Annotated in this window: 21 protein-coding genes and 1 pseudogene; 8 read left to right on the forward strand and 14 right to left on the reverse strand. The window is 72.7% G+C overall.

The genetic code is table 11. From position 1 onward, the window contains the following. Nucleotides 1-107: 107 nt before the first annotated feature. Both ACQ9ZG_RS05160 and ACQ9ZG_RS05165 read left to right on the forward strand, forming a co-directional pair. Nucleotides 108-1,130, forward strand: coding sequence for a phosphotransferase family protein (locus ACQ9ZG_RS05160; protein WP_109916363.1), 1,023 nt, complete (start codon nt 108-110; stop codon nt 1,128-1,130). A gap of 6 nt (nt 1,131-1,136) precedes the next feature. Beyond that, nucleotides 1,137-2,351: an acyl-CoA dehydrogenase family protein gene (locus tag ACQ9ZG_RS05165; protein ID WP_109916362.1), complete on the forward strand. Its 1,215-nt coding sequence runs from the start codon at nt 1,137-1,139 to the stop codon at nt 2,349-2,351. Nucleotides 2,352-2,440: 89 nt separating this feature from the next. Here the strand turns inward: ACQ9ZG_RS05165 and ACQ9ZG_RS05170 are convergent, their stop codons facing one another. The 4 genes from ACQ9ZG_RS05170 to ACQ9ZG_RS05185 all read right to left on the reverse strand — a co-directional run bounded on the left by ACQ9ZG_RS05170 (nt 2,441) and on the right by ACQ9ZG_RS05185 (nt 5,681). Further along, nucleotides 2,441-3,769, reverse strand: a complete 1,329-nt coding sequence (locus ACQ9ZG_RS05170) for a M28 family metallopeptidase (protein ID WP_499279995.1) — start codon at nt 3,767-3,769, stop codon at nt 2,441-2,443. Between the two features lie 259 nt (nt 3,770-4,028). Next, a complete protein-coding gene (locus tag ACQ9ZG_RS05175) occupies nt 4,029-4,622 on the reverse strand; it encodes a TetR/AcrR family transcriptional regulator (protein WP_109916459.1) in 594 nt (197 codons plus the stop codon). A gap of 49 nt (nt 4,623-4,671) precedes the next feature. Continuing rightward, nucleotides 4,672-4,905: a hypothetical protein gene (locus tag ACQ9ZG_RS05180; RefSeq protein ID WP_181398309.1), complete on the reverse strand. Its 234-nt coding sequence runs from the start codon at nt 4,903-4,905 to the stop codon at nt 4,672-4,674. After that, nucleotides 4,902-5,681 (reverse strand): SDR family oxidoreductase, encoded by a 780-nt coding sequence (locus ACQ9ZG_RS05185; protein ID WP_109916461.1) that lies wholly within the window; start codon nt 5,679-5,681, stop codon nt 4,902-4,904. The genes ACQ9ZG_RS05180 and ACQ9ZG_RS05185 overlap by 4 nt, the downstream gene beginning before the upstream one ends. Nucleotides 5,682-5,880: 199 nt before the next feature. On the opposite strand from ACQ9ZG_RS05185, the gene ACQ9ZG_RS05190 reads away from it, so the two are divergent. Then, complete coding sequence (locus ACQ9ZG_RS05190; protein WP_109916462.1) at nt 5,881-7,149, forward strand: exo-beta-N-acetylmuramidase NamZ family protein; 1,269 nt, start codon at nt 5,881-5,883, stop codon at nt 7,147-7,149. 243 nt (nt 7,150-7,392) lie between these two features. On the opposite strand, the gene ACQ9ZG_RS05195 is transcribed toward ACQ9ZG_RS05190, so the two are convergent. Further along, nucleotides 7,393-7,875 carry a GNAT family N-acetyltransferase gene (locus ACQ9ZG_RS05195; protein WP_084996265.1) on the reverse strand — a complete coding sequence of 161 codons (483 nt, stop codon included), beginning with the start codon at nt 7,873-7,875 and terminating at the stop codon, nt 7,393-7,395. 235 nt (nt 7,876-8,110) lie between these two features. On the opposite strand from ACQ9ZG_RS05195, the gene ACQ9ZG_RS05200 reads away from it, so the two are divergent. Both ACQ9ZG_RS05200 and ACQ9ZG_RS05205 read left to right on the forward strand, forming a co-directional pair. Then, complete coding sequence (locus tag ACQ9ZG_RS05200) at nt 8,111-8,731, forward strand: hypothetical protein (protein WP_018487944.1); 621 nt, start codon at nt 8,111-8,113, stop codon at nt 8,729-8,731. Nucleotides 8,732-9,039: 308 nt separating this feature from the next. Continuing rightward, nucleotides 9,040-9,762, forward strand: a complete 723-nt coding sequence (locus tag ACQ9ZG_RS05205) for a 3-keto-5-aminohexanoate cleavage protein (RefSeq protein ID WP_084997236.1) — start codon at nt 9,040-9,042, stop codon at nt 9,760-9,762. A gap of 10 nt (nt 9,763-9,772) precedes the next feature. Here the strand turns inward: ACQ9ZG_RS05205 and soxR are convergent, their stop codons facing one another. Further along, the gene (soxR, locus tag ACQ9ZG_RS05210; protein ID WP_109915240.1) at nt 9,773-10,258 is read right to left on the reverse strand and encodes a redox-sensitive transcriptional activator SoxR; all 486 of its coding nucleotides are present in this window, start codon (nt 10,256-10,258) and stop codon (nt 9,773-9,775) included. Nucleotides 10,259-10,373: 115 nt separating this feature from the next. Between soxR and ACQ9ZG_RS05215 the strand changes: the two genes are divergently transcribed. After that, nucleotides 10,374-10,835 (forward strand): MaoC family dehydratase, encoded by a 462-nt coding sequence (locus ACQ9ZG_RS05215; protein ID WP_018487947.1) that lies wholly within the window; start codon nt 10,374-10,376, stop codon nt 10,833-10,835. 1 nt (nt 10,836) lies between these two features. On the opposite strand, the gene ACQ9ZG_RS05220 is transcribed toward ACQ9ZG_RS05215, so the two are convergent. The 3 genes from ACQ9ZG_RS05220 to ACQ9ZG_RS05230 form a co-directional block, all read right to left on the reverse strand. Then, nucleotides 10,837-11,490 (reverse strand): TetR/AcrR family transcriptional regulator, encoded by a 654-nt coding sequence (locus ACQ9ZG_RS05220; protein WP_028419942.1) that lies wholly within the window; start codon nt 11,488-11,490, stop codon nt 10,837-10,839. Between the two features lie 89 nt (nt 11,491-11,579). Then, nucleotides 11,580-11,870 (reverse strand): YiaA/YiaB family inner membrane protein, encoded by a 291-nt coding sequence (locus ACQ9ZG_RS05225; RefSeq protein WP_015607581.1) that lies wholly within the window; start codon nt 11,868-11,870, stop codon nt 11,580-11,582. Between the two features lie 100 nt (nt 11,871-11,970). Next, entirely contained in the window at nt 11,971-13,158 is a 1,188-nt protein-coding gene (locus ACQ9ZG_RS05230) for an acyl-CoA dehydrogenase family protein (RefSeq protein WP_109915239.1), read from the reverse strand. Between the two features lie 89 nt (nt 13,159-13,247). Between ACQ9ZG_RS05230 and ACQ9ZG_RS05235 the strand changes: the two genes are divergently transcribed. Together ACQ9ZG_RS05235 and ppk2 are read left to right on the forward strand one after the other, a co-directional pair. Then, the gene (locus tag ACQ9ZG_RS05235) at nt 13,248-13,928 is read left to right on the forward strand and encodes a TetR/AcrR family transcriptional regulator (protein WP_109915238.1); all 681 of its coding nucleotides are present in this window, start codon (nt 13,248-13,250) and stop codon (nt 13,926-13,928) included. Between the two features lie 219 nt (nt 13,929-14,147). Continuing rightward, on the forward strand, nt 14,148-15,158 hold the full coding sequence (gene ppk2, locus ACQ9ZG_RS05240) for a polyphosphate kinase 2 (protein WP_028419939.1): 1,011 nt from the start codon (nt 14,148-14,150) through the stop codon (nt 15,156-15,158). A 71-nt stretch (nt 15,159-15,229) separates the two neighbouring features. Here the strand turns inward: ppk2 and ACQ9ZG_RS05245 are convergent, their stop codons facing one another. From ACQ9ZG_RS05245 to ACQ9ZG_RS05265, 5 genes and pseudogenes are all read right to left on the reverse strand, one after another. Continuing rightward, entirely contained in the window at nt 15,230-16,309 is a 1,080-nt protein-coding gene (locus tag ACQ9ZG_RS05245) for a Zn-dependent alcohol dehydrogenase (protein WP_084996260.1), read from the reverse strand. Between the two features lie 39 nt (nt 16,310-16,348). Beyond that, nucleotides 16,349-17,743 (reverse strand): aldehyde dehydrogenase family protein, encoded by a 1,395-nt coding sequence (locus ACQ9ZG_RS05250; protein WP_499280001.1) that lies wholly within the window; start codon nt 17,741-17,743, stop codon nt 16,349-16,351. A 248-nt stretch (nt 17,744-17,991) separates the two neighbouring features. Further along, a pseudogene (locus tag ACQ9ZG_RS05255) lies at nt 17,992-19,325 on the reverse strand (MFS transporter). A 28-nt stretch (nt 19,326-19,353) separates the two neighbouring features. Further along, complete coding sequence (locus ACQ9ZG_RS05260; RefSeq protein ID WP_109916554.1) at nt 19,354-20,928, reverse strand: CitMHS family transporter; 1,575 nt, start codon at nt 20,926-20,928, stop codon at nt 19,354-19,356. A 155-nt stretch (nt 20,929-21,083) separates the two neighbouring features. Beyond that, the gene (locus ACQ9ZG_RS05265; RefSeq protein ID WP_499280003.1) at nt 21,084-23,321 is read right to left on the reverse strand and encodes a molybdopterin-dependent oxidoreductase; all 2,238 of its coding nucleotides are present in this window, start codon (nt 23,319-23,321) and stop codon (nt 21,084-21,086) included. Nucleotides 23,322-23,388: the final 67 nt, after the last annotated feature.

Consider the following 23,388-nt stretch of genomic DNA (forward strand, 5'->3'; position numbering starts at 1 on the left):
TTCCCGGCGTCCGATCGCGGGAGCGCACTGGACGACATACCGACTGGTCGGCATCATGGTCGTCGACCGTCCTGATTCCCTGGTCCCATCGCCCGGAGGTACGCCCCATGAGTCCCGTCCCCCCACCAGGTCTCGACCCCGAGCTGCTGCGCGGCCATCTCGACCGCGAGCGCCCCGGGCTGGTGCGCGGACCGCTGGAGGCCCGGCTGATCGAGGGCGGGCGGTCGAACCTCACGTACACCGTCACCGACGGGACCGGACGGTGGGTGGTCCGCAGGCCGCCGCTGGGCCATGTGCTGGCCACCGCGCACGACATGAAGCGCGAGCACCGGGTGATCAGCGCCCTGCACCCCACCGCCGTCCCCGTGCCGGAGCCGGTGCTGCTCTGCGAGGACGAGGCCGTGCTCGGTGCGCCCTTCTACGTCATGGAGCACGTCGAGGGCGTCCCGTACCGGACCGCCGAGCAGCTCGCGCCGCTGGGTCCCGAGCGCACCCGGGCCGCCGCCCTCGCGCTCGTCGACACGCTGGTCGACCTGCACGCGGTGGACCCGGAGGCGGTGGGGCTCGGGGACTTCGGGCGGCCGGAAGGGTTCCTGGACCGGCAGCTGCGGCGCTGGGGCAAGCAGCTGGACGGCTCGCGCAACCGCGAGCTGGCCGGCATCGACGAGCTGCACGCCGCCCTCGGCCGCGAGCTGCCCGCCTCGCCCGCGCCCACCGTCGTCCACGGCGACTACCGCCTGGACAACGTGCTGCTCGGCCCGGACGAGCGCATCAACGCCGTCCTGGACTGGGAGATGTCCACGCTGGGCGACCCGCTGACCGACCTCGGGCTGCTCGTCATGTACAGCTCCGAGCTCGACCTGCCGCGCTCACCCGTCTCCACCACCAGCGGCGCCGCCGGCCACCCCTCCCCCGCCGAGCTGATCGAGCGGTACGCCGCCCGGTCGGGCCGGGACACCTCCGCCATCTCCTGGTACACCGCGTTCGCCTGGTTCAAGCTCGCCGTGATCCTGGAGGGCATCCACTACCGCTACACCCTCGGCCAGACCGTCGGCGCGGGCTTCGACCAGATCGGCGATCTGGTCCCGGTCTTCATCGAGCACGGCCTCACCACCCTCAAGGAAGGCTGATCACCCATGGACTTCGCATTCGACGCCCGTACCGAGGAGCTGCGGTCCCGGCTGCTCGCCTTCATGGACGAGTACGTGTATCCGGCCGAGCCGGTCGCCGAGGAACAGCGGGCGCAGCTCGCCTCGCCGTGGGACACGCCCGCGATCGTCGGGGAGCTGAAGGCCGAGGCGCGGCGGCAGGGGCTGTGGAACCTCTTCCTGCCGGACGCGGAGTACGGGGCCGGGCTGACGAACCTGCAGTACGCGCCGCTCGCCGAGATCACCGGCCGCTCCCCGCACCTCGCGCCGATCGCGCTGAACTGCGCGGCGCCGGACACCGGGAACATGGAGGTGCTCTTCCAGTTCGCCACCGACGAGCAGAGGAAGCAGTGGCTGGAGCCGCTGCTGGCCGGAGAGATCCGTTCCGCGTTCGCGATGACGGAGCCGGAGGTGGCGTCATCGGACGCGACGAACATCGAGACCCGGATGATCCGGGACGGCAACAACTACGTCGTCAACGGGCGCAAGTGGTACATCTCCGGCGCGATGAACCCGGACTGCGCGGTCTTCATCGTGATGGGCAAGACCGACCCGGACGGCGCCGACCTCCGCCGCCAGCAGTCGATGATCCTGGTGCCGCGGGACACACCGGGTGTCGAGGTGCGGCGCGCCATGCAGGTGTACGGGTACGAGGACCACTCCCACGGCGGCCACGCCGAGGTGGTCTTCCACGACGTACGGGTGCCGGCGGCCAACCTGATCGGCGAGGAGGGCGGCGGTTTCGCCATCGCGCAGGCGCGGCTGGGCCCGGGGCGGATCCACCACTGCATGCGGCTGATCGGGATGGCGGAGCGGGCGATCGAGCTGATGTGCCGTCGGGCGGTGTCCCGTACGGCGTTCGGCAAGCCGCTCGCCTCGCAGGGCGTCGTACAGAACTGGATCGCGGACGCCCGGGTGACGGTGGAGCAGCTGCGGCTGCTGGTGCTGAAGACGGCCTGGCTGATGGACACCGTGGGCAACAAGGGGGCGCACACCGAGATCCAGGCCATCAAGATCGCCACCCCGCGCGCGGTGGTGGACATCCTGGACTCCGCGGTGCAGCTGTACGGCGCGGGCGGGGTGAGCCAGGACTTCCCGCTGGCCGAGCTGTGGGCGTCGGCGCGGACGCTGCGGCTGGCGGACGGTCCGGACGAGGTGCACCAGCGGTCGCTGGCCCGCCGGGAGATCAAGCGGTACGTGTGAGAACCGGGTGCGGCCCCCTCCCGTAGAACTGTGGGAGGGGGCCGCACCGGGGTCATGTCACGGGGTCACGTCACGGGATCACGTCACGGTCAGAAGGTGAGCTTCCAGCTGTCGATGTAGCCGGTGTCCTGGCGGGCGATGTCCTGCACCCGGAGCCTCCAGACGCCGTTGGCGGCCTTGGCGGAGGCGTTGACGGTGTACGTCGTGATGACGTTGTCCGCCGAGTCGCCGCTGCTGGAGTTCTTCAGCCGGAAGGCGGCGCCGTCCGGTGCCAGCAGGTCGATGACGAGGTCGCCGCGGTAGGTGTGCTTGATGTCCACGCCGACCTGGAGTGCGGCGGGCGCGTTGCCGGTCCGGCCGGAGACGGTGACCGGGGAGGTCACGGCCGCGCCGGCGTCCGGGATGGCGACATCGGCGTCGTTGGAGAAGACGGTGCCGGTGGGCGGCTCGCCCGTGGAGCCCGCGGAGAGGGTCCAGACGGCGTGGGCGGCGGCGTCGCTGTTGCGGTCCAGGGCGGTGTCGTTGATGTTCGCCGTGGTGTCGCAGGAGGAGTGGTAGCAGCGGTCGAAGGCCTGGCCCTGCGTCCCTCCCCACTTCTGCACCTGGGCCGCGGTCTTGGTGCGGCTGGCGCCGGTGAAGAGGCCGCCGACGGGGACGCCCGCCGACTTGAACGGGGCGTGGTCGGAGCGGCCGTCGCCCTCGGTCTCGATCTCGGTGGGCACGCCGATGCCCGCGAAGTAGTCCTTGAAGGTCTTCTCGATGACCGGGTCGTCGTCGTAGACGAAGTAGCCGGCGTTCGGCGAGCCGATCATGTCGAAGTTGAGGTAGCCGGAGATCTTCGAACGCTCGGCGGACGGCAGGTTGTTGACGTAGTACTTGGAGCCGATCAGGCCCAGCTCCTCCGCTCCCCACCAGGCGAACCGCAGGTGCTTGTCGGGCCGGTAGCCGGCGCGCGAGACGGCGAGGGCGGTCTCCAGGACGGCGGCCGAGCCGGAGGCGTTGTCGTTGATCCCGGCACCGGAGGAGACGGAGTCCAGGTGGGCTCCGGCGAAGACGACCTTGTTGGGGTCGCCGCCGGGCCAGTCGGCTATGAGGTTGTAGCCGGTGGCGCCGCTGGAGGTGAACTGCTGGAGCGTGGTGGTGTATCCGGCCGCGTCGAGCTTGGCCTTCACGTAGTCGACGGACGCCTTGTAGCCGGGGCGGCCGTGGGCGCGGTTGCCGCCGTTGTTCGCGGCGATCGTCGAGAACTGCGTGAGGTGGGCCTTGACGTTGGCCAGCGGGATGTCGGGCGCCGCGACGGCGGCGGTCGTGGCCGGGGCCGCCTGCGCGGTGGGCGCGGCGGACGCGAGGAGGGCTGCGAGGGCGACGGCGGCGACGGCCGCCGGGGATCTGCGCAGGGTGAGGCGGTTCGGTCTCATGGTGGGGCTCCGGATTCCGTTCGGGGACTGACGGAACGTGCGGGGGGCACCCGGCCGCGTGGAACGTACGGCCGGGTCCTGGAGCTGGTGGTGCGCACCGCGAGGCCGACGGCCGGTGCGATGCGTGACCGATGGTCAATGAGGTGACAGTGTTCCGTCAAGAGCGGAAAGCGGACATGTCAGTTCCATTAACGAACACATATCGGCGTTTGGATGTGTTCAACCGGCTCTGAACAGGCCTGCGTTGAACCGGCCGGTGTTACGGGCGCAGGGCGCGCAGCAGCAGGTCCGCGAGGTGGTCGGCGACCTGCTGGCAGGTGAGCGGGCCGTCCGGGCGGTACCAGGTGGAGAGGTGGTGGACCGAGCCGAAGTGGTAGTCGACCACCAGGTCGGCCGGGGTGGCGGTGGAGAACACGCCGCTGCGCTGGCCCTCCTCGATCAGCGCCCGGAACCGCTCGTGGTAGCGGCGGCGCTCCACCCGTACCTGCTTGTTCTTCTCCGGGCTCAGGTGGTGCATGGAGCGGAAGAAGATCGCCGCGTCGTCCAGGTTGTCGATGGTCGTGACGACCACGTCGGCGGCCGCGTCGCGCAGCCGCTGCTCGACCGGCGCGTCGGCGTCCGCGAAGGCGTCGAGCCGCTCCTGCTGGAGCCGCAGCACCCGGGCGTACACCTCTTGGAGGAGGTCCTCCTTGGAGCCGAAGTAGTGGTAGAGCGCCCCCTTGGTGACGCCCGCCGCCTCGACGATCTCCTGGACCGAGGTGCGGTCGTACCCGCGCTCGGCGAAGAGCCGGGTGGCGGCGGCCAGCAGCCTCTGGGGGACGGGAGTGCCGTTCTGCTCCGTCGCCTTGGCCATGAGCCGCCACCTGCCTTTCGTACCGTGCGTTCGCTGTTTCGACGTGGTTCTAACGGGAGGAACGCAGTTCCCGCCTGAGGATCTTCCCACTCGTGGTCTTCGGCAGCGCGGCCAGGATCTCCACCTCGCGCGGCCGGACCTCGAAGCCGGAAGCGTTGATCATGCCCTTCTCGCGGTCGACGACGTGGAGCCGCCCCGCCGCGCCCATGGACCCGACGTCGCCGTGAAGGCGGTGGCGGGGCCGGGCGGCGGGGCGGGAGCCGGTGGCGGCCGGGTCGGTCATGGGCCGGTCGCCTCCCACTTCTGCTGGAGGCGGTTCATGTTGCCCATCCACCGGTCGGGGTCCTCGGCCCGGGCCCGGTAGTACCCGGCGACCTCCGGGTGCGGCAGGACCAGGAACCGGTCGGACGCCATGGCGTCGAACAGGGCGTCGGCGACGGCGTCCGGCTCGATGGCCCCGGGGGCGAGCACCAGTTCACCGGCCGATCCCGCGGCGGTGAGCATATCCGTCCGCACCCCCTGCGGGCAGATCGCGTGGACCTTGATGCCGCGGTGGCGGTAGGTGAGCGAGAGCCACTCCGCGAAGGCGACCGCCCCGTGCTTGGTGACGCTGTAGGGGGCCGCGCCGATCATCGTCAGCAGTCCGGCGGCGGAGGCGGTGGTGACGAACCGCCCGCCACCGCGCTCCAGCCACTCCGGCAGCAGGGCCCTGGCCGCCCGGACGTGGGCCATCACGTTGACGTCCCAGGCGGCGGCCCAGACCTCCTCGTCCGCGAACGCGTCACCGGGCGAGGCGAGTCCGGCGTTGGCGCAGTAGATGTCGACCGTGCCGCCCAGCGCGTCCCGGGCGGCCTCCACGATCTGCGAGGCGTCCCCGGCGACGGCGATCCCGCCGATCTCCTCCGCGAGCGGTTCGACACGGGCGGGGTCCAGGTCGTTGACGACCACCCGGGCGCCCCGCTCGGCGAACCGGCGGGCCAGAGCCGCGCCGATCCCGCCCGCGGCTCCCGTGACCACCACACCGGCACCCCGCACCGCGTCCGCCCCACCTGTGGTCATCGCCGTCCCGCCTCTCCCGTACGCCCGCATTCCGGTCCGTCAGCACCGGCAGACTAACCGGTCGGTATGTCATCGGGAAAGGCCCCGGAGCGGCGGACCGGCGCGGGCGGTCTCCACGGCCGGGGTCGTTCCGCGCGGCCCGTCGCCGCGCTAGCGTGCGTGGCCATGACAGTCGGCGCACGATCATGGAGGTAGCGGAATGAACCTGTCCCGACGTGGTGTGCTGGCGGCGGGCGGCGCCCTGGGAGCACTGGCGGCGACCGGCAGCGCTCCCGCCGCCGCAGCGGCCGCTTCCGTACGGGACCGGGGCCGCCCCCGGGTCCGTACCGGCTTCGACCGGCTGGCCGCCGACGGCTACCGGCTGCTGCGCGGCCGCACGGTGGGGATCGTCACCAACCCGACCGGGGTCACCGCCGACGTACGGCACATCGTCGATGTGATGCACGAGGACGCCAGGGTGAACCTGACCGCGGTCTTCGGCCCCGAGCACGGCTTCCGGGGCACCGCACAGGCGGGCGGCTCGGAGGGGCGGTACGACGACCCGGCGACCGGGCTGCCGGTCTACGACACGTACCTCAAGAGCGGGCGGGACCTCGCGGACGTCTTCACCGCGTCGGGCGTGGACACGGTGCTCTTCGACATCCAGGACGCGGGCGCCCGCTTCTACACGTACATCTGGACGCTGTACGACTGCATGGAGGCGGCCGCGCTCGCGGGCAAGCGGCTGGTGGTGCTGGACCGGCCCAATCCGGTGACCGGGCGGGCGGCGCTGGGGCCGGTGCTGGACCCGGCGTTCGCCACGTTCGTCGGCCGCCGGGAGATCGCCCAGGCGCACGGGATGACGGTGGCGGAGCTGGCGCTGTTCTTCAACGCGGAGTTCCTGCACGAAGATCCCGTGCGGCTGGAGGTGGTGACGATGTCGGGGTGGCGGCGGTCGGACTTCTTCGACGAGACGGGGCTGCCGTGGGTGCCGCCGAGCCCGAACATGCCGACGCCGGAGACGGCCCTCGTCTACTCCGGCACCTGCCTCTTCGAGGGCACCAACCTCTCCGAGGGCCGGGGCACCACGCGCCCCTTCGAACTGCTGGGCGCGGAGGGCGTCGACCGCCACTGGGCCGCCGCCGCCAACGCGCTGCGACTGCCGGGGGTCGCCTTCCGGGAGGCGTACTTCGCGCCGACGTTCTCCAAGTTCCAGGGGAAGACGGTGGGCGGGGTGCAGGTGCACGTCCAGGACCGGGAGGTCTTCGACCCGGTCCGTACGGGCATCGGCCTGCTGGTGACGGCGAAGCGGACGTGGAGCGGGTTCGCCTGGCGCCCGGACAACTGGATCGACAAGCTCACGGGGAACACCAGGGTCCGCACCATGATCGACGCGGGGGCGGACACGGACGCGGTGGTGGCCGCGTGGCAGGCGGACCTGACGGCGTTCCGGGCGAAGCGGCGGCGGTATCTGCGGTACGGGGGGTAGCACGGGGCTGTACGGGCCCGGGGCACGGCGCTCCTCCGGGAGGCCTCGGTCCTCCGGCCTCCGGGAGGCGGCGCCCCTCCTGGAAGCGGGACTCCTCCGGGAGGCTTCGGTCCTCCGGGAAGCGGGGCCCCTCCGGGAGGCGGGACTCCTCCGGGGCAGGCGGCGCTCCTCCGGAAGGCCTCGGTCCTCCGGCCTCCGGGAGGCGGGGCCCCGGGCCGGCCGGTCCCGGCGCTCCGGGCCGTCTCAGCCCGTGAGGTCCAGATCCCCGAGGTACTCGCCATCGGCGGTCAGCCCCCGCTTGCGGTAGCCGAGCCCGAGATAGAACGCCTCCGGGCCGCCCTCCCCCGGGTGCCAGGTCACCGTCGAGACCGTCCCGCCGCGCCGCCTGATCTCCTCGTTCACCGCACCCACGGCGAACCGCCCGTATCCCCGCCCCTGCTCCCCGGCGGCGACGGCCAGCCGCCAGAGGCCGGAGCGCGGCGGGGCGTCCGGCACGCCCGCGTCGTAGTCGAACGGGACGCCGAAGAAGGCCATCACGAAGCCCACGATCCGGTCGCCGTCACAGATCAGGCGGGGCCAGGCGATCTCGGGGTGCACATAGGCCTCGGCCAGGGACTGCGCGACCGGCGAGACGAACTTCCGCTGCTCAGGAGCGACTTCCAGCCGACAGGCTTCGAGGACCGTGTCGGGTGTGACCTCTTCCAGGCGCGGGGATGCTGCTGTCATACGGGCAGCCAACCTCACCCGTCCGGGCCACCGCCACCGACTTTCCCCGCCCGCGCCCGCATCGCGGTGCGCCCTCGCACCACCGCCCGCGCGCCCTTCCGCTTCCGTCCGTGACACCCGTCCGACATGGGGAGTCTCAGCCAATGGACGGTTTCCATCTTTCGATGGAGCCGAAACGGGCAGGCGTACGTCCACTCCTTGACGCCGATGGACGAACGACGGAGGTGGCGGTGACATGGCCGGTTTCCGGAGTCTTGCGAGACAGGTCCGCGATCCACGGAGCGATCTGGCGCTGCGGCGGTACTCGCTGCGCAAGTGCCTGGAGAGGTTCGCCCCGTACGGGCACCGGGCGACCTGGGACCATCTGTGCGCCCGGCACGGGATCGACCCCGAGGACCGGGCACCCGATCCGGCGCGGCTGCTGGCCGCCCTGGAGGAGCTGGAGGAGGCGCGGGCCATCTGGCTCGCCTACGAGGCGGGGTTCGCGGAGCGGCGGCGGCGCGAGAAGCACGAGGGCCTGCGGCGGCCGGGCGCCTTCGACGACTGGCACCGGCGGACGTGGGGCGGCCACGGGGTGGCCCGCTGCGCCGACCCGGAGGTCCACCCCAGCGAGCCGCTGGCCGAGGTGCTGCGCCGGCTGATCGCGGCGCTGGGCTCCGGCCCCGGCTCCGCCTGCCCGGTCTGTGCGGACACCGGGATCGAGTGGCGCCAGGAGCGGGCACGCGATCAGGAGGCGTGGGCGGGTCCGGTGTGCACGGGGTGCGGGATCGCGGTGCCCCAGCCGGTGCTGACGGACCATGCGCTGGCCAGGGCCCGGCTGATACGGCACCGGAGGCTCGCGGCGGCGGCCGCGTAGGAGGCTCCGGAAGCCGGTGGCGACCGCCGCCTGGAAGCCCTGGGCTCCGGCTTGTCGCCCGTTCGGGGGCCTGCTGCCGGTCCGTGCCGGTCACCGTTCGGGGCTGCTGCCCGCTCCGAGGCTGCTGCCCGGTCCGTGCCGGTCGCCGGTCGCAGCTGCTGCCCGATCGGGGCCGCTGCCGGTCCGGGGGCTGCTGCCGGTCCGGGCCTGCGGCCGGTCCGGGCCTGCGGCCGGTCGCGGCCAGGTGTCGGCGCGGTCCTGCCGCCGGGCCGGGTCCGTTGTCAGTGGTGGATGTCACCATCGGGGACATGATCCAGGTCTGCCTGAACGGCCGGCGTGGTGCGGACGCCTCGGCCGCCGTACCCCTGTCCCCCGAAGCGCTGGCCCGGTCGGCGGCCGAGGCCGTCGCCGCCGGGGCCACCGACATCCATGTGCATCCGCGGACCCCCTGCGGGCAGGACACGCTCTCGCCCCGGGTGGTGGCCGCGACGCTGACGGCGATACGGGCGGCGGTGCGCGTCCCGGTCGGGGTGACGACGGGCGCCTGGGCCGAGCCGGATCCGCGGCGCCGGGTGGAGCGGGTGCGGGAGTGGACGGTGCTGCCGGACCACGCCTCGGTCAACTGGCACGAGCCGGGCGCCGAGGAGCTGGCCGCCGCGCTGCTGGAGCGGGGCGTGGCCGTGGAGGCGGGGCTCTGGTCGGGCACGGAGGGGCACCGGCTCTTCCGCCGCTCCCCGCTGGCGCCCCGGGTGCTGCGGGTGCTGGCGGAGGTGACCGACACCGATCCGGCGACCGCGACCGGCTCCGCCCGGCTGCTCCTGGCGGAGGTGGGCGCCGCCCACGGCCGCCCGGTGCTGCTGCACGGGGAGGAGGGCGGGGCCTGGCCGGTGGCCGCACTGGCCTTCCGGCTCGGTCTCGGGGTGCGGATCGGCGCGGAGGACGTGACGGTGCTGCCGGACGGCCGCCCGGCCCGTTCCAACGCGGAGCTGGTCGCCGCGGCGGCGCGGTTACGGGAGGAGGCCGCGCTCTAGGAGGGGTGCTCTAGGAGGGGTGCTCCTCCGCCGGATCCCGCCTGCGCTCGGGCATCAGGCGGGAGCCGGTGATGCGTTCGCCGGAGATGTCGTCGGGGTTGGAGAGGACACAGGTCTCCAGCGAGAGACAGCCGCAGCCGATGCAGTCGGTCAGATGGTCGCGCAGCCGGTGCAACTGCTTGATGCGCTCGTCCAGTTCCTGGCGCCAGGTCGCGGAGAGGCGGGCCCAGTCGTCCCGGTTCGGCGTGCGCTCCTCGGGCAGCGAGGCGAGGGCGTCCCGGATCGTGGCCAGCGGGATCCCGACGCGCTGGGCGGCCCGCACGAAGGCGACCCGGCGGAGCGCGTCACGCGAGTAGCGGCGCTGGTTGCCGCTGGTGCGGCGGCTGCTGATCAGCCCCTTGGACTCGTAGAAGTGCAGAGCGGAGACCGCGGCGCCGCTGCGCGCCGAGAGCTGGCCGACCGAGAGTTCGTGGAGTGTCTGCGGAAGCTGGGGCACTCGTCAAACCTACTGCCATGTCGTTGACAGGAGCGCGCCGCGCCAGGATGCTGAGCAAGCGCTTAGACACCTCGCGCCGCAGGGTGCGGCACGCCGGAAGGCAGGGACCGGGAACATGGCAGAGCCGAAGATCTTCACGTCCGCGCAGGAGCTGCTCGACGGAGTGGGCGAGCAACTGGGCCACAGCGACTGGCTGGAGGTGGACCAGAAGCGGATCGACCTGTTCGCCGAGGCGACCGGCGACCACCAGTGGATCCATGTGGACCCGGAGCGCGCGGCGTCCGGGCCGTTCGGCACGACCATCGCGCACGGCTATCTGACGCTCTCGCTGCTGCCGGCGCTGGTCCCGCAGGTGATGCGGGTCGAGAACATGAAGATGGGCATCAACTACGGGACCGGCAAGGTCCGTTTCCCCTCCCCCGTCCCGGTCGGCTCACGGCTGCGGGCCACGGCGGTGCTGACGAACGTCGAGGAGGCGGGGGGCGGGGTGCAGGTCACGGCCCTGGTCACGGTCGAGCGCGAGGGCGGCGAGAAGCCGGCGTGCGTGGCCGAGTCGGTGTCGCGCTACTACTTCTGACCTACTGCTGAGCGGTGCCGGGATCCTGGAGCCGCCGCGGGGCCCCGACCATGCGCAGGACGAGGTCGGCGTAGAGCGCGCCTACCTCGTCGGGCGTGCGGCTGCCCTGGGCGTTGAACCAGCGGGCCACGTCGATGCAGAGAGAGAGCACGGCGAGGGTGGTGCCGGGGACGTCGGGGACGTCGAACTCGCCCGCCCGCACACCCTCGCTGATGATCCGGCGCACCACGGCGTCGCTCCGGCGGCGCAGTTCGACGATCTCGGTGCGGTGCTCGGGGCCGAGGGCGTCCAGCTCGTACTGGACGACACGGGCGGTGGTGTGGCGCTCCGCGTGCCAGCGGACGAAGGACCGCACGGCCCCGGCGAGCCGCTCGGCGGCGGTGCCGTCCCGGTCCGCCTCGGCCTCCAGGAGGTACAGCGCCCGGTCGTGGCCGATCTTGCTGATCCGGTGGAGCAGCTCTTCCTTCGTCTTGTAGTGGATGTAGAGCGCGGCCGGGCTCATCCCGGCCCGGCCGGCGATGTCACGGGTGGTGGTCGCGTGGTACCCGCGCTCGGCGAAGGCGTCGACCGCGGCGACGAGGAGCCGCCTGGCCGCCTCGGGCGTGACCTCGCCCCAGGCGGCGTCCTCGGCGCTCGTCTCCTCCGGCGTACTCATCGCCCGGTGCCCCTCTCCGTCAACAGGACGAACACCATACCCCGAACCTGAGCAAGCGCTTAGGGGCGTCTCGGGGGCCGGTACGGGATTCAGAGCTTCTGGAAGGGGTCGTGCTCGGCGAGGATCTTCTCCAGCCGGGCCTGGTCGACCCGGCTGACGATCTGCCCGGCCTCCTGCCGGTCCCGGATCACCTTGGCGAGGGTGAAGCAGGACGTGACGAGGTAGAGCACGCCGATGGCGAGGAAGCCGCGCACCCAGGCGTCGGCGTCGAGGAAGAAGATACCGAGGGCCACCGCGCCCATCGCCACGAGGAAGGAGGCGACGGCCTGGCCGTAGAAGGCGGCGGTGCTCTGCTGCTTGACCGATGTCGTGTCACTCATGGGCACAGCATCCGCCGACGTGGCGCACGCCACATCCGTGCCCGTACTCAGGCGGGTACTCAGACGGGCGTGCGAGCCGCGGCGGCCGGTGCGGACGGGTTCAGAACGCCGAGACGCCCGTCAGCGCGCGGCCGATGATCAGCTTCTGGATCTGGCTGGTGCCCTCGTAGAGCGTCATCACGCGGGCGTCGCGGAGGAGCTTGCCGACCGGGTACTCGTCGATGTAGCCGTAGCCGCCGAAGACCTGGAGGGCGTTGTTGGCGCAGCGGACGGCGGCCTCGGAGGCGTACAGCTTGGCCTGGGAGGCGGCGGTGGCGAACTCCCGCCCCCGGTCGATCAGGTCGGCGACCCGCCAGGTGAGCAGCCGGGCCGCCTCGACGTCCACGGAGATGTCGCTGAGCAGCTCCTGCACGAGCTGGTGGCCCGCGATGCCCTTGCCGAACTGCTCGCGCTCCCCCGCGTACCGTACGGCGGCGTCCAGGGCGGCCTGGGCGATGCCGACACAGCCCGCCGCGACCGACATCCGCCCCTTGGCGAGGGCCGACATGGCGACGGTGAACCCCTTGCCCTCGGGGCCGAGGAGGGCGGCGGCGGGGACCCGGACGTCCTCCAGGACCAGTTCGGCGGTGGCCTGGCCGCGCAGGCCGAGCTTGCCGTGGATGGTGCGGCGGGTGAGGCCGGGGGTGTCGGTGGGGACCAGGAAGGCGGAGACGCCGCGGTGGCCGGGGCTGTCGTTCGTCCGCGCGAAGAGCAGGACGACATCGGCCCAGGTGCCGTTGGTGATGAACGTCTTGGTGCCGTTGATGACGTAGTCTCCCCCGCTCTCGGCTCCGCTCGAACGGGAGGTGCCCCCTCCGTCGCGCACGGCGCGGGTGGCGAGGTTCCCGGCGTCCGAGCCGGTGCCGGGTTCGGTGAGGCCGAAGCAGCCGATCGCCTCGCCGGAGGTGAGCCGGGGCAGCCACTGCCGCTTCTGGTCCTCGCTCCCCCAGGTGGCGACGGTCTTGGCCACCAGGCCGAGCGAGACCGAGACGATCCCCCGGACCGAGGAGTCCCCGCGGCCCAGCTCCTCGGTGACCAGGCAGTACGCGAGGTGGTCGCCGCCGGAGCCGCCGTACTCCTCGGGGACGGTGAGGCCGAGGAAGCCGAGCGCGCCGAGCTTCTTCACGATCGCCCTGTCGACGTTCTCGGCCCGGTCCCACGCGACGACGTGCGGGGTGACCTCCCGGGCCACGAACTCCTCGGCCAGCCGACGGACGGCCTCCTGCTCCTCGCTGAGCTCCAGGTTCATGGCGCGCCGCCCCGCCTTTCGTGGACCGCTCGAGCGGCCCTTTAATTAGCACTGCTAGTTTCTGGTTCGCAGCGCCTACTATGAGCCGCATGGCCCGACCGCGCAAGCCCCTCCTGAGCAGAGACCGCATCGTCGAGGCGGCGAGCGCGCTCGTGGACGCCGAAGGACTGGACGCCGTCTCGACCCGCCGGCTGGCGGCGGAGCTGGGGGTCAGCGGGCCCTCGCTCTACAACCACTTCCGCAACAAGGACGAGATCCTCGACGCGGTCGCCGACGCCGTCTCCGTACAGGTCGACCTGTCGATGTTCGACGAGTCGGACCCGCGCGACTGGCGGGAGGCCCTGCACGACTGGGCCCTCTCCTACCGGGCCGCCCTCGCCGCACACCCCCACATCGTCCCGGTCCTCGCCCGCGGCCCCGGCCGCCGGCCGGCCGGACTGCGGGTCGCGGACGCGGTGTTCGGGGCGATGGTCGGGGCGGGATGGCCACCGGCCCGGGCGACCCGGATCGGGGCGCTGATGCGGTACTTCATCACCGGCTCGGCGCTGGGCTCCTTCGCCGGCGGCTTCGTCGACGACGAGAGCGCGTACGACCCCGCCGACTACCCGCACCTCGGCCAGGCGCACCTGCTGGCCGAGCGGCGGCGGGAGGTGGACGAGGGGGCGTTCGAGGTGGGACTGCGGGCGCTGCTGGACGGGCTCGCGCTCCAGTACGAGGAGTACGGTGCGGCTGACGGCGGGGCCGCACCTTCCGGCCCGTCCGGCGTTTGAGGACGGAACCGGTGCGTGGGGGCGGCGGCATCCGTGCTTCCCTGCCACGGAGGGGCGCCCCGGTCCACCGGCGGGGTTCCATCCTCAAACGCCGGACGGGCCTCAAACGCCGGACGGGCTGGGTGGCGGCCGGACGGGCTGGGATGGTGCGGGCCTGCGTCCTCCAGCAGACTGGGCCCAGACGCGGAAATCCGGCTGGGCCGGTGGAGGGACACCGTCATGACGCGGAGCACCAAGGCGCACGGCAACCGTAACGGCGGCAGGAAGAAGGCCGACGGCGAGGAGGCCGCGCGGGCGGCGCGGCACGGGGGGCCGTATCTCGACGGGTTCGAGGTGGCCGACAGCGGGGACGACGACCCGGTGCTGGTGGAGCCGGACGGCCATGCCCGGGACGCCTGGCGGGAGGACTACCCGTACGAGCACAAGCTCCGGCGCCGCGACTACGAGAAGGCCAAGCGCGCCCTCCAGATCGAGCTGCTGAAGCTCCAGCACTGGGTCAAGGAGCGCGACGAGCGGCTGGTGATCCTCTTCGAGGGGCGGGACGCGGCGGGCAAGGGCGGCACGATCAAGCGGTTCACCGAGCATCTGAACCCCCGTGGTGCCCGAATAGTCGCGCTGGAGAAGCCCACCGAGCGCGAGCGCACGCAGTGGTACTTCCAGCGGTACGTGGCGCATCTGCCGAGCGCCGGGGAGATCGTGCTGTTCGACCGCTCCTGGTACAACCGGGCCGGGGTGGAGCGGGTGATGGGGTTCTGCACGACCCGGGAGTACCTGGAGTTCATGCACCAGGCGCCCGGGTTCGAGCGGATGCTCGCCCGGGACGGCATCCACCTGGTGAAGTTCTGGTTCTCCGTCTCGCGCAACGAGCAGCGCAACCGGTTCATGATCCGGCAGATCGATCCCGTACGGCGGTGGAAGCTGAGCCCCGTCGACCTGGCCTCGCTGGACAAGTGGGACGAGTACACCGAGGCGAAGGAGCTGATGCTGTTCCACACCGACACGGCCGACGCGCCGTGGACGGTGGTGAAGAGCAACGACAAGAAGCGGGCCCGGCTGGAGGCGATGCGGCACGTGCTGGACCGCTTCGACTACCCGGGGAAGGACCCGAAGGTCGTCGGGGTGCCGGACCCGCTCATCGTGGGTCCGGCCTCCCGGCTGTTCGAGGAGGGCGAGATGGACGCCCGGCTGCTGGGGCCGGTCGCCTCGACCTCCCGGACGACGGACTACTAGGGCCTGTCGTCAACTGCCGTCGTCGCACGGCAGGCGGCAGGCGGCAGTTGACGACAGGCCCTGGCAGCGCTCTAGAACACCACCAGCGCCCGGCCGCCCTTGCCCGCGACCATGTTGTCGAAGGCGGCCGGGATGGCGTCCAGTCCGATGCGTTCGGTGACCATCATCGACAGGTCGAACCGGCCCGCGCGGATGTGGTCCGCCAGGGCCGGCAGATCGCGGGCCGGGTCGCTGTTGCCGTAGACGCAGCCCGTCAGGGACCGGCCCCAGTGGAAGATCTCCAGGGCGTTGAACGTGACCTCCTGGTCCTTGCCGCCGATCCCGACGACCGTCGTACGGCCGCCGCGCCGGGTGGACTCCCAGGCGGCCCGGATGGTCGCGGGGCGGCCGACGCACTCCACGGCCACGTCCGTGCCCTGGCCGCCGGTGAGCTTGCGGATCTCGCGCGGGGTGGTGGCGGAGGCGATGACGTAGTCGGTGGCCCCGGCCTGGCGGGCCAGCTCCTCCTTGGCCGGGGAGACGTCGACCGCGATGATCTTCGAGGCGCCCGCGATCCGGGCCGCCTGGAGGACGGCGAGGCCGACGCCGCCGATCCCGAACACGACGACGCTCTCGCCCTCGCGGACCCGGGCGCTGTGGTGGACCGCCCCGTAGCCGGTGAGGACCGCGCAGCCGAGGAGGGCGGCGTCGGTGAGGGGGATGCCGTCGGGGGCGGGGAGGACGCAGTTCGCGGCGACGACGGTCTCCTCCGCGAAGGCCGCCACGTTGAGGCCGGGGTGGAGTTCGGTGCCGTCGGCCGTACGGGCGTGGAGGTTGGCGGTCCCCTTCAGGGCGTCGGCGCAGAGCCAGACCTCGCCGATCCCGCAGTGGAAGCAGGCGCCGCAGGAGGGCGCCCAGTTGAGGACCACGCCGTCGCCGGGCGCGACGTGCGTGACGCCCTCACCGACCGCCAGGACCGTACCCGCTCCCTCGTGGCCGAGGACGGCGGGCACCGGGACCCGCATGGTGCCGTTGGACAGGGACAGGTCGGAGTGGCAGACCCCGGCGGCGGCGAGCGCGATGCGCACCTGGCCGGGGCCGGGCTCCGGCAGGACGATGTCGGTGATCTCCAGCGGAGCTCCGACGGCGGGCAGTACGGCGGCGCGGACCACGAACAGGCTCCTCGGTCTCGTCTCGAAGGGGTGCGGGGGTCAGAACTGGAGCGACTTCGTCTGGAGGTACTCCGCCAGACCGTGCGCCCCCAGCTCCCGCCCCACGCCCGACTGCTTGTAACCGCCGAAGGGGGCCAGCGGGTTGAACCGGCCGCCGTTGATGTCGACCTGCCCGGTCTCCATCCGGCGGGCGAAGGCCACCGCCTCCTCGTCGTCGGCCGCCCACACGGCTCCCGCGAGCCCGTACACCGTGCCGTTGGCGATACGGAGGGCGTCGTCCACGTCCTCGTACCGGAGGATCGAGACCACCGGGCCGAAGATCTCCTCCTGGGCGATGGTCATGTCCGGGGTGACGTCGGCGAAGACGGTGGGGCTCACGTAGTAGCCGGCCTCCAGGGGCGCTTCGGGGCCGCCCGCGACCAGCCGGGCGCCCTCCTCCATCCCCTTCTGGATGTAACCCCGCACCCTGGCCTGCTGCTTGGCGTTGACGAGCGGGCCGACCCGCTCCCCGGGCACGTACTTGAGGACGGCCTCGGCCGCGAGCGTCACGGCCTCCTCGTATCGCTCGGCGTCGACCAGCATCCGGGTCCACGCACTGCACGTCTGGCCGGAGTTGGACATCACGTTGGCGATGCCGACGTTGACCGCCTTGGCGAGATCGGCGCCGGGCAGGATCACGTTGGCGGACTTGCCGCCCAGTTCGAGGGCGACGCGCTTGACCGCCCCTCCGGCGGTGGCGCCGATCTGCCTGCCGACGGCGGTCGAGCCGGTGAACGAGACCAGGTCGACGCCCTCGTGCGCGGCGAGCGCCTGTCCGGCGACCGGGCCGAGACCGGTGACCAGGTTGAAGACCCCCGGCGGCAGCCCGGCGGCCTCGGTGGCCTCCGCGAAGAGCTGGGCGGTGAGCGGGGTGTCCTCGGCCGGCTTGAGGACGACCGTGCAGCCCGCGGCGAGCGCGGGGGCGACCTTGGCGACGATCTGGTGGAGCGGGTAGTTCCAGGGGGTGATCGCACCGACGACGCCGACCGGCTCCAGCAGGACGGTGGAGGTGCCGATCTTCTCCTCGAAGGCGTACGAGGCGGCCAGTTCGGCGTAGGAGGCGGCGACCAGGATCGGGAGACCCGCGTGGACCGTCTGCGAGAGGGGCAGCGGTGCGCCCAGCTCGGCGGTGATCGTCTCGGCCAGCGCGTCCTTGCGGGCCGCCAGGGCGTCGCTCAGCGCGGAGAGGCGGGCGGCGCGCTCGGCGGGCGGGGTGGCGGCCCAGCCGGGGAACGCGGCGCGCGCGGCCCGCACCGCCGCGTCGACGTCCTCGGCCGTGCCCGCCGGGACATGGCCGATGAGCCGCTCGTCGGCCGGGTTCACGACGGCGATCGTGTCCTGGCCGAGGGCGGGCCGCCACGCGCCGCCGATGTACATCTGGTCGTGGGCCTTCATGGCTGTTTCCTCCCGGACGGACTGGACGGGCTGTGCCGACGCCGGCGTACTGGACGTTGACGACGTACTGGACGTGCCGACGTACTGGACGCGCCCATGTACTGGGGCGTACGGTCCCGACCGCCCAAACTAGCGCCGTTAGTTTTCCGGCGCCAGGGAGTCCCCCGAGACGCCGGTCACGCCGGGAGGCGTACGCCCCCGGGGGCACGCCACCAGGGCTCTCCGTCGGGTCGGAGCGGTCAGGGCCGTCAGGGCGCGTCGGCCCGGGGCGCGCCCCGCTCGCGTACGGGATCGGGCGCGGGCGGTACGGGGGTGGGCTCCGGTCGTACGGATCTCCGGCCCGGCCCACCGCCCCGGAGGCCGAGGCCCGCCGCCGCCAGCAGCAGGGCGCCGAGCAGCGCGAACGGGGCCGCCGCCCCCGCCGTGCCCGCGATCAGGCCCGCGGCGGCGGGGGCGGCGGCCTGGCCCAGCCGGTTGCCGGTCAGCCGCAGGGCGAGGGCGGTGGACCGGGCGTCGGCGGGGGCGGCCTGCACCACCGTGGTCATGGACAGCGGCTGGCCGACGCCGAGGCAGAAACCGAGGGCGGCCAGCATCACGGCGAGCGCCGGTACGGGAACCGGGAGGACCATCCCCGCGCAGATCAGCCCGGCCAGCAGGCAGCTCGTGGCCAGGAGGGCCGTCCGGCCCAGCAGCCGGAGCATCAGGGGCATCGCGAGGCGGCAGGCGATGGAGGCGGCGGCCCGCAGGCTGAGCAGCAGCCCGACCGTGGCGGGGGCGATCCCCCGGTGCTCGCCGACGACCGGCAGATAGGCGGTGAGGATATCGGTGGCGGAGAGGACCGCCATGCTGATGAAGATCCCGGCGGGGACGCCCCGCGCGCCGAGGATGGCGGTGACCGGGACCCTGGCCTTGGCCTTGGTGTTCGACTTCCCGGCCGGAGGAGCGGCGCCGAGCGTACGCCGGTGCTCGATGCGCCAGAGCGAGGTGAGCGCGACCGCGCAGACCGCCGCCGAGACGAGGAGCGCGAGGGCGCTCGTACGCCCCAGAGCGCCGCTCTCGCCGGAGATCAGCGCTCCCGCAGCGATCGGGCCGACCAGCTGGCCGAGCGAGGCGCCGATGGTGAAGTGGCCGAAGTTGCGGTCCTGTTCGGCCGGGGCGGACTGCCGGGCCACGATCGACTGCGCGCCGATCACGAAGCAGAGGTGGCCCAGGCCCATCACCCCGCTCCACGCGGCCATCGCGGGGAGCGAGGAGACGACACCGCTGAGCGCGCAGCCACCGGAGATCAGCACGACCCCGATGGGCAGCAAGGGCGCGCACCGGCCGTGGTCGGTGCGGCGGCCGAGCGGGACGGCGGCGAACAGCGGCAGCAGGGCGTAGACCCCGGCGATGACACCGACGGCCGTCTCTTCCCCAAGCTCTCAACTCCGTTCGAGCAGGGGAGACCCCACTCGCCCAGCGCGAGAGCCCGGTAGGAGACGGCGGGCCGCGCCATCGACACCGCCCCCTGCGCGAAGGCGAAGGCGATGACGAGGCGCAGCAGCCAGCCCCTGCCGGGCCCGGGTCGCGGTGCGGATGACATCAGAAGGTGTCCAGGGGTACGGGGGTCATCAGATCGTGCCGAACAGGATGCCCGCCCCGAGCACCACCAGCGAGGTGAGCACCGCCCACTTCACCGTGAACCGGGTGTGGTCACCGAACTCCACCTTGGCCATGCCGACCAGGACGTAGACGGCGGGGACCAGCGGCGAGGACATGTGCAGGGCCTGGCCCGCCAGCGAGGCGCGGGCGATCTCCAGCGGGGAGACGCCGTGCGCCGCGCCGGCCTCCGCGAGGACGGGGACGACGCCGAAGTAGAAGCCGTCGTTGGACATGAAGTAGGTGAGCGGCAGGCTGAGCAGACCGGTGACGACGGCCATGTGCGGGCCCATCGCGTCGGGGACGGCGCCCACGACCCAGTCGGCCATGTGCTCGACCATGCCGGTCCCGGTCAGGACGCCGGTGAAGACGGCGGCGGCGAAGACCATGCCGGAGACGTTGAGGACGTTGTCGGCGTGGGCGGCGATCCGGGCCCGCTGGTCGGGCATGTGGGGGAAGTTGACGGTGAGGGCGAGGGCGGCACCGAGGAGGAACAGCACCGGGATCGGCATCAGTTCCATGATCATGGCCGTCAGCAGGGCGACGGTCAGCCCGGCGTTGAACCAGTAGAGCTGGGGGCGGAGGGTGGGCCGGTTCGGGTCGAGGCCCTTGAACTCCTCCTCCTCGCCCGCGCCTTCGGTCCGGTCCGCGTCCGTGGTCCCGGAGGACGGGAACTCCGGGGCGGACGGGGAGGGCGGGGCCGCCGGGGAGGACAGGGCGGCCGGGTTCTTGCGGAGCCGGACGCCACCGCCCGTGCCGGCGCCACCCGTACGGCCACCCGCCGCACCGCCACCCGAGCCACCACGCGTACCGGCCCCCGTGCCACCACGCGTACCGGCGTCCGCAGCCGCGCCACCGCTGCGGCCTCCGCTCCCGCCGACCGTGACGGTCTCCCGCTCCGGCTCCCGCACCAGCGCCTCGTCCAGCGTGAGAACACCCAGGCGCTTGCGCTCGCGGAGGCCCAGCACGTACGCCAGCAGGAAGACGGCGAGCAGTCCGACGGCCAGGGCCGGGATCATGGGGACGAAGATCTCGGAGGCGTCCAGCTTGAGCGCGGTGGCGGCGCGGGCGGTGGGGCCGCCCCAGGGCAGGGTGTTCATGACACCGTTCGCCGTGGCCGCCACCCCGGTCATGACGACTAGGCTCATCTTGAGGCGTTTGTAGAGCGGGTACATCGCGGAGACGGTGATCATGAACGTGGTCGAGCCGTCGCCGTCCAGCGAGACGATCGCGGCGAGCACCGCCGTACCGACGACGATCCGCATCGGGTCGGCCTTGCAGAAGCGCAGGATGGCCCGGACGATCGGGTCGAAGAGGCCGACGTCGATCATCACGCCGAAGTAGACGATGGCGAACATCAGCATGGCGGCGGTCGGCGCCAGGTTGCCGACGCCGTCGATGACGTAGTCGCCGAGCTTCGCTCCCTGCCCGACGGCGACACAGAACAGTGCGGGGATCAGTACCAGCGCCGCGATCGGCGACATCTTCTTCGTCATGATCAGGACCAGGAAGGTCGCGATCATGGCGAAGCCGAGGATTGTCAGCATGGGGGATACCTAACGTTCATCCTTGAACTTCCACCGGTCCCGGCGGTCGGTCCGGACGACGTTAGGGGCGCCTCCGAAGAGTTAACAAGACGTTGACGTGTGAGCAATACGAGCAAAACCCCAGGTCAACGCGGTGCTGTCAACCGATGGCGGGGTCAGCCGCATGGGGTGACGGTGACCGGGATGGCGTTGAGCACCGCCGTCCCCGAGAGCGGGTCCAGGAGGGTGCCGTCGAGCAGCTGGTTCACGTTCGCCCCGGGGGTGGCGGCGGCCACGGACATCCGGGTGCCCGGACGGCTGTGGCCCCAGCCGTGCGGGAGGCTCACCACTCCGCTCCGTACGGTGTCCGTGATCTCGGCCGGGGCCTCGATCCCGCCGCCCGCCGACTCGATCCGTACGGTCGTCCCGTCCTTCAGCCCGAGCCGGGCCGCGTCGTCGGGGTGGATCTGGAGGGTGCAGACGTTGGAACCGCCACCGAGCGAACCGACGTTGTGCATCCAGCTGTTGTTGGAACGCAGATGTCGGCGGCCGACGAGGACGAGCGGCGCGGGCCGGCCCTCCAGCGCCCGGCGCAGGCGCGGCAGATCGGCGGCGACCGGGGCGGGGAGCAGCTCGATCCGGCCGGAGCGGGTGCGCAGGACCTCCGGGAGACGGGGTTTCAGCGGGCCGAGGTCGATGCCGTGCGGATGGGCGAGGAGTTCCTCCAGCGTCAGTCCGTACGGGCCGAGCCGCAGCATGAGGTCCAGACGGCGTTCGGGGCCGCTGCCGCCGGTGAGTCCGGCCGCCGCCTCCGGCGGGGCGCCGGCCTTGCCGAGCGTGGTGGAGATGGCCAGGTCGTCGACGGCGGAGGGCGGGGCTCCGTGCATCCCGCTCACCGCGAGGACCAGCCGGGCGTGGATCTCGCTCTCGTCCATCCGCCCCTCCTCCAGGGGGACGGGGGCGGGGGTGTAGCGGACCTGGTTGTGGACGGCGAAGGAGTTGAACGCGAAGTCGAAGTGGGCGCTCTGCGAGGGCGGCGGCGGGGGCAGGACGACATCGGCGTGACGGGAGGTCTCGTTGAGATACGGGTCGACGCTGACCATGAAGTCGAGGTGACCGGCGAGGGCGGCGTCGAGCCGGTCGCCGTCGGGGGCGGAGAGGACGGGGTTGGCAGCGAGCACGATCAGGGCGCGGATACGGCCCTCGCCGGGCGTCTCGATCTCCTCCGCGAGGGCGGCGACGGGGAGTTCGCCCTTGGCCTCGGGATGGCCGGAGACCCGGCTCGCCCAGCGGCCGAGGGCGAAGCCCTTGCCGGGGGTGGAGCCTTGACCGGGAGCGGCGGGGCGCGGGGCGCGGGCCGTCGCGGAGAGCGGGAACAGCGCGCCGCCGGGGCGGTCGAGGTTGCCGGTGAGGATGTTCAGGACGTCCACCAGCCAGCTGGCGAGGGTCCCGTGCTCGACGGTGCAGCTGCCGATCCGCCCGTACACGGCGGCGGTGGGGGCGGCGGCCAGTTCCCGGGCGAGCGCGGTGATGGTGGCCGCGTCCACGTCGCAGGCGGCGGCGACCGCGTCCGGGGTGAAGTCGGCCAGGGCGGTGCCGAGTTCGTCCAGGCCCTCCAGCTGCCCGGTGAGCGCCCCGGGCTTCACGAGCTGCTCCGCGAAGAGCACCTGGGCCATCGCGGCGAGCAGCAGGGCGTCGGCCCCCGGCCGGATCGCCACGTGCCGGTCGGCGAGCCGGGCGGTACGGGTGCGGCGCGGGTCGATCACCGTGAGCGTGCCGCCGCGCCGGCGCAGCGCCTTGAGGCGGCCCGGGAAGTCGGGGGCGGTGCAGAGGCTGCCGTTGGACTCCAGCGGGTTGGCGCCGATCAGGAGGAGGTGGTCGGTGCGGTCGAGGTCCGGTACGGGGATGGCGTGCGCGTCGCCGAAGAGCAGACCGCTGGAGACGTGCTTGGGCATCTGGTCCAGGGTGCTGGCCGTGAAGACGTTCCGGGTGCGCAGGGCGGCCAGCAGCAGGGGCGGGTAGAGGGCGCCCGCCATGGTGTGGACGTTGGGGTTGCCGAGCACCACGCCGACGGCCTGCGGACCGTGGGCCTCGGTCAGGGCCGGTATCCGGGCGGCGACCCGGTCGAACGCCTCGCTCCAGGCCGCCTCCCGCAGCTCGCCGTCCTCCCCGCGCACCAGCGGGACCCGCAGCCGGTCGGGGTCGGCGTCGAGTCCGCCGAAGGACGCCCCCTTGGGGCAGATGAAACCCCGGCTGAAGATGTCGTCCCGGTCGCCGCGCGCTCCGGTGACGGTGGTCCCCTCGATGGTGAGGGTGAGGCCGCAGGTGGCTTCGCAGAGGGGGCAGATACGGGGTGCGGTGCGGGTACCGGCTCCGGTCTCGGTTCCGGTTCCGGTACGGGATGCGTGGGACATGGGCCCTCCCCGGGCGACGGCGCGCGTACGGCAGTGAACGGCACGGCGAGCATACCGACCGGTACGC

The sequence above is a fragment of the Streptomyces araujoniae genome (assembly GCF_050871195.1).
Taxonomy (GTDB): domain Bacteria; phylum Actinomycetota; class Actinomycetes; order Streptomycetales; family Streptomycetaceae; genus Streptomyces; species Streptomyces bacillaris.

Bases quoted from the DNA above. Each gene is read 5' to 3' on its own strand.
- ACQ9ZG_RS05185 (WP_109916461.1), bottom strand. From the start codon at position 5,681: ATGACCACAGGTGGGGCGGACGCGGTGCGGGGTGCCGGTGTGGTGGTC.
- ACQ9ZG_RS05230 (WP_109915239.1), bottom strand. From the start codon at position 13,158: ATGAACCTGGAGCTCAGCGAGGAGCAGGAGGCCGTCCGTCGGCTGGCC.
- ACQ9ZG_RS05215 (WP_018487947.1), top strand. From the start codon at position 10,374: ATGGCAGAGCCGAAGATCTTCACGTCCGCGCAGGAGCTGCTCGACGGA.
- ACQ9ZG_RS05205 (WP_084997236.1), top strand. From the start codon at position 9,040: ATGATCCAGGTCTGCCTGAACGGCCGGCGTGGTGCGGACGCCTCGGCC.
- ACQ9ZG_RS05195 (WP_084996265.1), bottom strand. From the start codon at position 7,875: ATGACAGCAGCATCCCCGCGCCTGGAAGAGGTCACACCCGACACGGTC.
- ACQ9ZG_RS05180 (WP_181398309.1), bottom strand. From the start codon at position 4,905: ATGACCGACCCGGCCGCCACCGGCTCCCGCCCCGCCGCCCGGCCCCGC.
- ACQ9ZG_RS05190 (WP_109916462.1), top strand. From the start codon at position 5,881: ATGAACCTGTCCCGACGTGGTGTGCTGGCGGCGGGCGGCGCCCTGGGA.
- ACQ9ZG_RS05160 (WP_109916363.1), top strand. From the start codon at position 108: ATGAGTCCCGTCCCCCCACCAGGTCTCGACCCCGAGCTGCTGCGCGGC.
- ACQ9ZG_RS05175 (WP_109916459.1), bottom strand. From the start codon at position 4,622: ATGGCCAAGGCGACGGAGCAGAACGGCACTCCCGTCCCCCAGAGGCTG.
- ppk2 (WP_028419939.1), top strand. From the start codon at position 14,148: ATGACGCGGAGCACCAAGGCGCACGGCAACCGTAACGGCGGCAGGAAG.
- ACQ9ZG_RS05220 (WP_028419942.1), bottom strand. From the start codon at position 11,490: ATGAGTACGCCGGAGGAGACGAGCGCCGAGGACGCCGCCTGGGGCGAG.
- ACQ9ZG_RS05260 (WP_109916554.1), bottom strand. From the start codon at position 20,928: ATGCTGACAATCCTCGGCTTCGCCATGATCGCGACCTTCCTGGTCCTG.
- ACQ9ZG_RS05225 (WP_015607581.1), bottom strand. From the start codon at position 11,870: ATGAGTGACACGACATCGGTCAAGCAGCAGAGCACCGCCGCCTTCTAC.
- ACQ9ZG_RS05165 (WP_109916362.1), top strand. From the start codon at position 1,137: ATGGACTTCGCATTCGACGCCCGTACCGAGGAGCTGCGGTCCCGGCTG.
- ACQ9ZG_RS05235 (WP_109915238.1), top strand. From the start codon at position 13,248: ATGGCCCGACCGCGCAAGCCCCTCCTGAGCAGAGACCGCATCGTCGAG.
- ACQ9ZG_RS05200 (WP_018487944.1), top strand. From the start codon at position 8,111: ATGGCCGGTTTCCGGAGTCTTGCGAGACAGGTCCGCGATCCACGGAGC.
- ACQ9ZG_RS05265 (WP_499280003.1), bottom strand. From the start codon at position 23,321: ATGTCCCACGCATCCCGTACCGGAACCGGAACCGAGACCGGAGCCGGT.
- ACQ9ZG_RS05250 (WP_499280001.1), bottom strand. From the start codon at position 17,743: ATGAAGGCCCACGACCAGATGTACATCGGCGGCGCGTGGCGGCCCGCC.
- ACQ9ZG_RS05170 (WP_499279995.1), bottom strand. From the start codon at position 3,769: ATGAGACCGAACCGCCTCACCCTGCGCAGATCCCCGGCGGCCGTCGCC.